7 protein-coding genes are annotated in these 5,822 nt (G+C 47.4%); 4 read left to right on the plus strand and 3 right to left on the minus strand.

The genetic code is table 11. The annotated features are described in order from the left end of the window. The first annotated feature begins 481 nt into the window (after positions 1 to 481). Positions 482 to 1,564: a class I fructose-bisphosphate aldolase gene (locus tag AC1S52_RS00735; protein WP_482027126.1), complete on the plus strand. Its 1,083-nt coding sequence runs from the start codon at positions 482 to 484 to the stop codon at positions 1,562 to 1,564. On the opposite strand, the gene AC1S52_RS00740 is transcribed toward AC1S52_RS00735, so the two are convergent. Beyond that, on the minus strand, positions 1,534 to 2,079 hold the full coding sequence (locus AC1S52_RS00740) for a response regulator (RefSeq protein WP_482027127.1): 546 nt from the start codon (positions 2,077 to 2,079) through the stop codon (positions 1,534 to 1,536). The two genes, AC1S52_RS00735 and AC1S52_RS00740, sit on opposite strands and share 31 nt — an antisense overlap. Before the next feature lie 225 nt (positions 2,080 to 2,304). Between AC1S52_RS00740 and AC1S52_RS00745 the strand changes: the two genes are divergently transcribed. Then, a complete protein-coding gene (locus AC1S52_RS00745; protein ID WP_482027128.1) occupies positions 2,305 to 3,141 on the plus strand; it encodes a hypothetical protein in 837 nt (278 codons plus the stop codon). Between the two features lie 17 nt (positions 3,142 to 3,158). On the opposite strand, the gene AC1S52_RS00750 is transcribed toward AC1S52_RS00745, so the two are convergent. Beyond that, positions 3,159 to 4,328: a cupin domain-containing protein gene (locus AC1S52_RS00750; protein WP_482027129.1), complete on the minus strand. Its 1,170-nt coding sequence runs from the start codon at positions 4,326 to 4,328 to the stop codon at positions 3,159 to 3,161. Between AC1S52_RS00750 and AC1S52_RS00755 the strand changes: the two genes are divergently transcribed. Then, positions 4,328 to 4,510, plus strand: coding sequence for a hypothetical protein (locus AC1S52_RS00755; protein WP_482027130.1), 183 nt, complete (start codon positions 4,328 to 4,330; stop codon positions 4,508 to 4,510). The two genes, AC1S52_RS00750 and AC1S52_RS00755, sit on opposite strands and share 1 nt — an antisense overlap. On the opposite strand, the gene AC1S52_RS00760 is transcribed toward AC1S52_RS00755, so the two are convergent. Then, entirely contained in the window at positions 4,507 to 4,863 is a 357-nt protein-coding gene (locus AC1S52_RS00760; protein WP_482027131.1) for a hypothetical protein, read from the minus strand. The two genes, AC1S52_RS00755 and AC1S52_RS00760, sit on opposite strands and share 4 nt — an antisense overlap. 751 nt (positions 4,864 to 5,614) lie before the next feature. On the opposite strand from AC1S52_RS00760, the gene AC1S52_RS00765 reads away from it, so the two are divergent. Next, positions 5,615 to 5,821 carry a hypothetical protein gene (locus AC1S52_RS00765; RefSeq protein WP_482027132.1) on the plus strand — a complete coding sequence of 69 codons (207 nt, stop codon included), beginning with the start codon at positions 5,615 to 5,617 and terminating at the stop codon, positions 5,819 to 5,821. The last annotated feature ends 1 nt before the right edge of the window (position 5,822 follow it).

Below are 5,822 nucleotides of genomic sequence, written 5' to 3' on the forward strand. Positions count from 1 at the left end.
CTTCAAAACACTCGACCAACTCCAACTTAAAGTTGATCAACTGATTGCTCAGTTAACTCCTGAGCTAATTGCTTCCATCACAGGGTATGCATTTATTCTCGATGCCCTATCTGCCCTGAATACTGTTTAAATTGGTATCACCAGCGCGTTCGTCAGGATGGCACCACGGTACGGTTTGACAAGAATGGTGCTGGTGAACTGATCTGTCGCTTCTTTAAGGACTAACCTCAATGGACAGCACGCTTGTACTTCCGGCTAATTGGCAAGACTGGCTGGTAGTTTTCGGCTATATGAGTTTTACAGCATTCATCATCTGGCAAGTTTTAACCAGAAGTCAGAGAGAGCGTTGAACGTCTCCAAAACCCAACCAGATCGGAAAATGGTTCTTAGAATGGGAGTGTGGCTCTGGCATAGAGGCTGGCTCAGAAGTTGACTGTGTTTTAGATAACAGTTCCATTTCATTGTGGGGAAAGAAACTCCTATGACCGCTACACTCACGGCTCCTCAATCGATCGCATCCTGGCTGGGGGACGAAGCAGATTATCTGCTGAACTACAAAGCAAAGGTGTCGAAAGACTTGATCCACTTGCCGGGACCTGATTTTATCGATCGCGTGTTTGTTCAAACTGATCGCAATCCCCAAGTTTTGCGAAATCTTCAGCAGCTATACTCCCACGGACGACTGGCAAATACTGGTTATCTTTCAATTCTGCCGGTTGATCAGGGTATTGAACATTCAGCCGCTGCATCCTTTGCCCCCAATCCCATTTATTTTGATGGGGAAAACATTATTAAACTGGCGATCGAAGGGGGCTGTAATGCCGTTGCTACTACGTTAGGCGTATTGGGGAGTGTTTCCCGCAAGTATGCCCATAAAATCCCCTTCATCGTTAAACTTAACCACAACGAACTGCTCACGTTTCCAAATCAGTTTGACCAGGTTTTGTTTGCTTCCGTTGAACAAGCCTGGAACCTGGGCGCGGTTGCTGTGGGTGCCACGATTTATTTTGGTTCACCGGAATCCACCCGGCAAATTCAAGAGATCAGCCATGCCTTTGAACGCGCCCATGAATTGGGCATGGTGACGATTCTCTGGTGCTACTTGCGGAACAATGCGTTTAAGCAAGACAAAGATTATCATCTGGCTGCCGACCTGACTGGGCAGGCAAACCACCTGGGGGTCACGATTGAAGCTGACATTATTAAGCAAAAGCTGCCGGAATTAAATAATGGTTATGGGGCGATCACCCAGGCAACCGGGGAAAGCTACGGCAAAACGGATAAGCGTGTCTATAGCGATTTGACCAGCGACCATCCGATTGATTTAACCCGCTATCAGGTGTTGAACTGCTACGCCGGACGGGCAGGCTTGATTAACTCTGGCGGTGCTTCCAGCAAAAATGATTTTGCTGAAGCTGTGCGAACGGCTGTAATTAACAAACGTGCCGGGGGGTGTGGCTTAATTTCGGGACGCAAAACCTTCCAGCGTCCGTTTGAAGAAGGGGTTAAGCTATTCCATACTATTCAGGATGTTTATTTATCGCCCGATGTGACGATCGCATAATTTAGATCGATCGAAATGCGATTCGCCACAGTTTTTTTGGAACTGTGATGTTTGCTGGTTTGCATTAATGCAGTGACAAGCGCACCACTATCCAAGCTAGATTGACCGAGCAAGTCCAGGATTCGTCTTGCTCTTTCATAGGCACTGCTTGCCATCTGATCATCCCGGAAGCGGGGCAACAAATCCGCGGCTCCCTGGCAACGTGCCCATCCCTGCTCAGAGGGTGTCACTTTTTCCTGTGCGCCATTGACCAGAACCACTTTCACCTCCGGACAGTGTTTATGGCACCAACGGCAGATAGCATAGGGATTAATCGGCTGTACACGGGTATCGATCAGCAATAGATCGGGTAGCACCGCTCCGGATGACTGAAGGTAGGTAATGCTATTGGGAATATTGACATCTGCCGATTCCCAAATGACAGAAATGCCCTGCGATCGCAGAATCGTTTGCCAGATAAGACCCTGACGCCCCACAGGTTGTACCATTAAAACTAATTTTGTGTTGTCAACCATCCGCTTATAAAGTGGTAACAGCCATCGCAATTCAATTGCAGATTCTGAATCGAATAGTCTTAAGATACCCAGGCAGGAATTGTTTGTGATCAGGAAATTTCTCTAATGTAGAAATGTTGGTTTTGCACATAAAATTTGACCTGAACAACCTGCAAGCATGGCTGGAAAAAGTGGGTTTCTAAGTTGGTGAGATTTAACAGGTAGAGAACGGATGAAGCGGATCATATGAGTTCAAATACTACAAGTCCGATTCGTAAGCTAGGTAAATTACTGGAAACGGATGCAGAGGGTTATCTCATCAATGAGTGCAATTGGGAAAAAATTCAGTCACCCTGGTTAGAGTTAGTCAGTGATCTAAAGCATGGCTGTCTGGAAGGATTGGGCGATCGCCTCCACAGTTTGTATCTGCGGGGTTCAGTTCCCCGTGGTAGTGCCATGATAGGAATCTCTGATTTGGATAGTCTGGCGATTGTTCACAATGATGCTGAAGCAATGGGTGAAGAATGGAGTGATACACTGGCGAGATCGCTAACAGAACGTCATCCATTTTGTAAAAAGATTGAAATTGCGATTCTTTCCAATACAGAAATCCAGAAACCCGAATCCTTTTGGCCAGCCGTCCTTCAGACCCAGAGCCTTTGTATCTATGGACATAACTTACAGCCAGAATTACCCCGATTTAAACCGGGAACTGCCCTGGTGATTCATGCCTTTGATCTGGCAGAAGATCTGGCAGAAACCCAGTCAGCCTTGCGGCAACTGCCACTCGATCATCCCAGGTTTGACGAGGAGGTCAAAGGCTGGTGTGGATGGGTGACGCGACGGATGGTGCGGACTGGATTTGAACTGGTGATGGAAGCCGAAGGAACCTTTACCCGCGACCTTTACCCCTGCTATGAATGTTTCTCGCGCCATTTCCCGGCACAGGCAACCCAGATGCGAAAGGCACTGGAACTGGCAGTTCAACCGTCTGCTAATCGGGATGGACTGCTAATGTTTTTGAGCGACTTTGGGCATTGGCTGGTTGAGCAGAGTGAGCAAACTTTTGGGAATAGGTGCTAGGTGTCAGGTGCCAGGTGTCAGGTGTTTTCGAGATCGCTTTCTACAAAGAGTACGCCAGCCGTGACCAGTTGGGTTAGCAACGGCACTACATCTCCTTCTACATCTAGATCTGGTGCCCAGTCTGCCATTTCCAAAATGCTAAAGCGATCGCGATTGAACAGGTTCTCAATCAGTTCTAGAGAAACGCCTTTGAGTATCACCTGCTTAGAACCCATCGTGATCTGATAGTGGTCATCGTCTAATACTTCAATTTGCACAGGCTGGGCAGCAGGACGGCTAAACCGGGACTCCAACCCGTACTCAAACAGGTCAAATCCTAATTGAAAGGGTAAGGAGAAGGGCGCGATCGATTGCTCTCTGCCCGTTAATTCCTGAACATACTTTTGGGTCACTTCTGGCTGTGACAGGTATTGGCTCAACCGATCACCCAACCCGCCCAACCGTTGTTGCAATGCCTGGGAATCCCCTTCTACCACGAGCGGCAGGCTTTCTCGCCATTCCGGTTGGTGATGTAGTTCACCCACAACCCAATCGAGCCAGTCGAGTCCAGTTTGACAATCAATACCCAGGGTTAGATGGAGCGAGGGGCGATCGCGTGAAATCGCATAATGCCAGTGCCCACGGGGAATATAAAGCACATCACCTGGTTTTAGAACCCCTTTTACGTAAGGCGGTTCATCCGGTGGTAACTGGTCGGGCGATCGAATGTCAGCCACCGGGTAGGGATCCGTTTCGCCAAAGACAAACCACTCTTTCTCTCCATCAATCTGCAAAATCAGCACATCATGGGTGTCATAGTGACAGTCAAATCCCTGTTGTTCTGCTGGTGAACAATACAGATTAACCTGAGTTCGATGTCCGGTTTCATACCGCAAGCCAGTCGCCAGAGAAGCCACTTCTGGGACCAGTTCATGGATGCTGTCAATGATCATCGTGGCACCCTGTTGCAGGCGATCGCGCCAATCCTGCCGATCTGCTCCCGGCAACGATTTCCCATCTTGGGAAAAACGAAGGGCGGGATAGGAAATTCGATGAAAATTTAGTAAATAATTCAGCGTTTCCCAGGAAAACAGCGATCGAAACTTTTGCCGATCATCCGCTGGAATATGAACTGCTTGTTGCGTCCAGTTCTGTGACAAAAACTGATCCGTTGGGTAAGGTGCCAGGAGGTGTTTAAGCGTGTTCATTGTCTCAAAAAAAAGTTTGGCAGAAAACTCCCCCGGCTGAAAGTGAACTGGGGGAGGCTATGTTGTTGTTGTTGTTTCAAATGTGTGGTCGGTGCCTGGTAGGGGCAGTGCAATGCACTGCCCCTACGGAAGGCAAACAACAGATCTGGAACGCTACCATCTTGTTAACCAGTGAACTTTAGAAACGGATCAAACCACCCCTTCCGCGTCCAGAATCGGCATCAACCTCGCGCCGGGGTTGATCGAAATCATTGTTATTGCTTCGATTAGAAATGCCGTTATCAAAGTTGCTTCTTCGATTAAAGATACTGTTATCGAATCGTGCTCCTGGCTTAATCCGCCGATTGAAATTTGAGTCATTTCCCCTTGCCCGTGGGTTAAAAACAGGTCTGCGGCTCCGATCAATCACCTGAACCTGCACAGGGCGGCGAAAATCTAGTTTGGTCGGTCTGGCAACGGCTGGTGCTGACATAAATGGAATTAACAAGCTGGCATGGGTGCCCAAGAATAGGCTCATTAGAAGCTTGTGTTTCATGACATTACCTCCAGGTAAATGATTGTTAGGGAACTGTGAACCAAATCAAGCAATGAAATTTATCTCAGGAATACACTTAAAGACGGTGATCCTTGTTTAATGTTGCGGAAACTCCCACAAAATCTTTTTGCTTGCGATCGCTCGAACGATTACTGGCAGAGGCTTTCACCACTACCAGTTGCCGCTATTTTGGAGTAGAATTCCACCAAAGCGAACACTTGATGAGGTTAGACTGGACTGGTTGTGAATTGGTTCAAAATTAGAGAAAAATTTTTAGAGATAGAGCAGAAGGCTTACCACTTATTCAGTTTTTAAACCTCATCCAAATTGAGAACTGGCGATTTTTCTCACGAAAAACTATGGGTTTCTAAGCCAGCATAAAATGGGCAAAGCGTGCTTGCCCATCGCCAAGAGCTGAAGCTAATGGGCACGAGCAAAGCCCTTTGCCCATCCTAAATTTATTGGGTAATTTCTTCCCTGAGAATTGCCCTAGTAGAGTTTGGCGTAAATCTGTCTACCATCCCTAACACCTAACACCTAACACCCAACACCTCTAGACTGGTCTTTAAACTTACGCCGCAGACAACTAGTAGTCTGTCAGCGTTGTTGTTAGGGGTAATTCGATGATAATTAAAGCCATCGCGTTTACTTGAGATTCATGGCCAAAAAGAAATACATCTTCTCTCTGAGTGATGAATAACGAGAAGAGTTGTAGGGGCTGACAACAACAGGCAAAGTTCATGCTTACAAAATGAACCAGGCCCGGATACTGCTTAAACCCGATACGAACAAGGAGGGTCGTCGATGGACGGATCCGGCAATTAGCCAACACTTACACAATAGTGTGGCGAACATTGAACGGCTACGGCAACTCTTTGACGAAAAGATCTTCGACGCAGACCTCAGCCGACACTTGCAGACTCAACTCAAAAAACTACGCTTAGATGGCGGGCAATAAG

It is taken from the genome of Kovacikia sp. CALU 1929 (assembly GCF_056784235.1).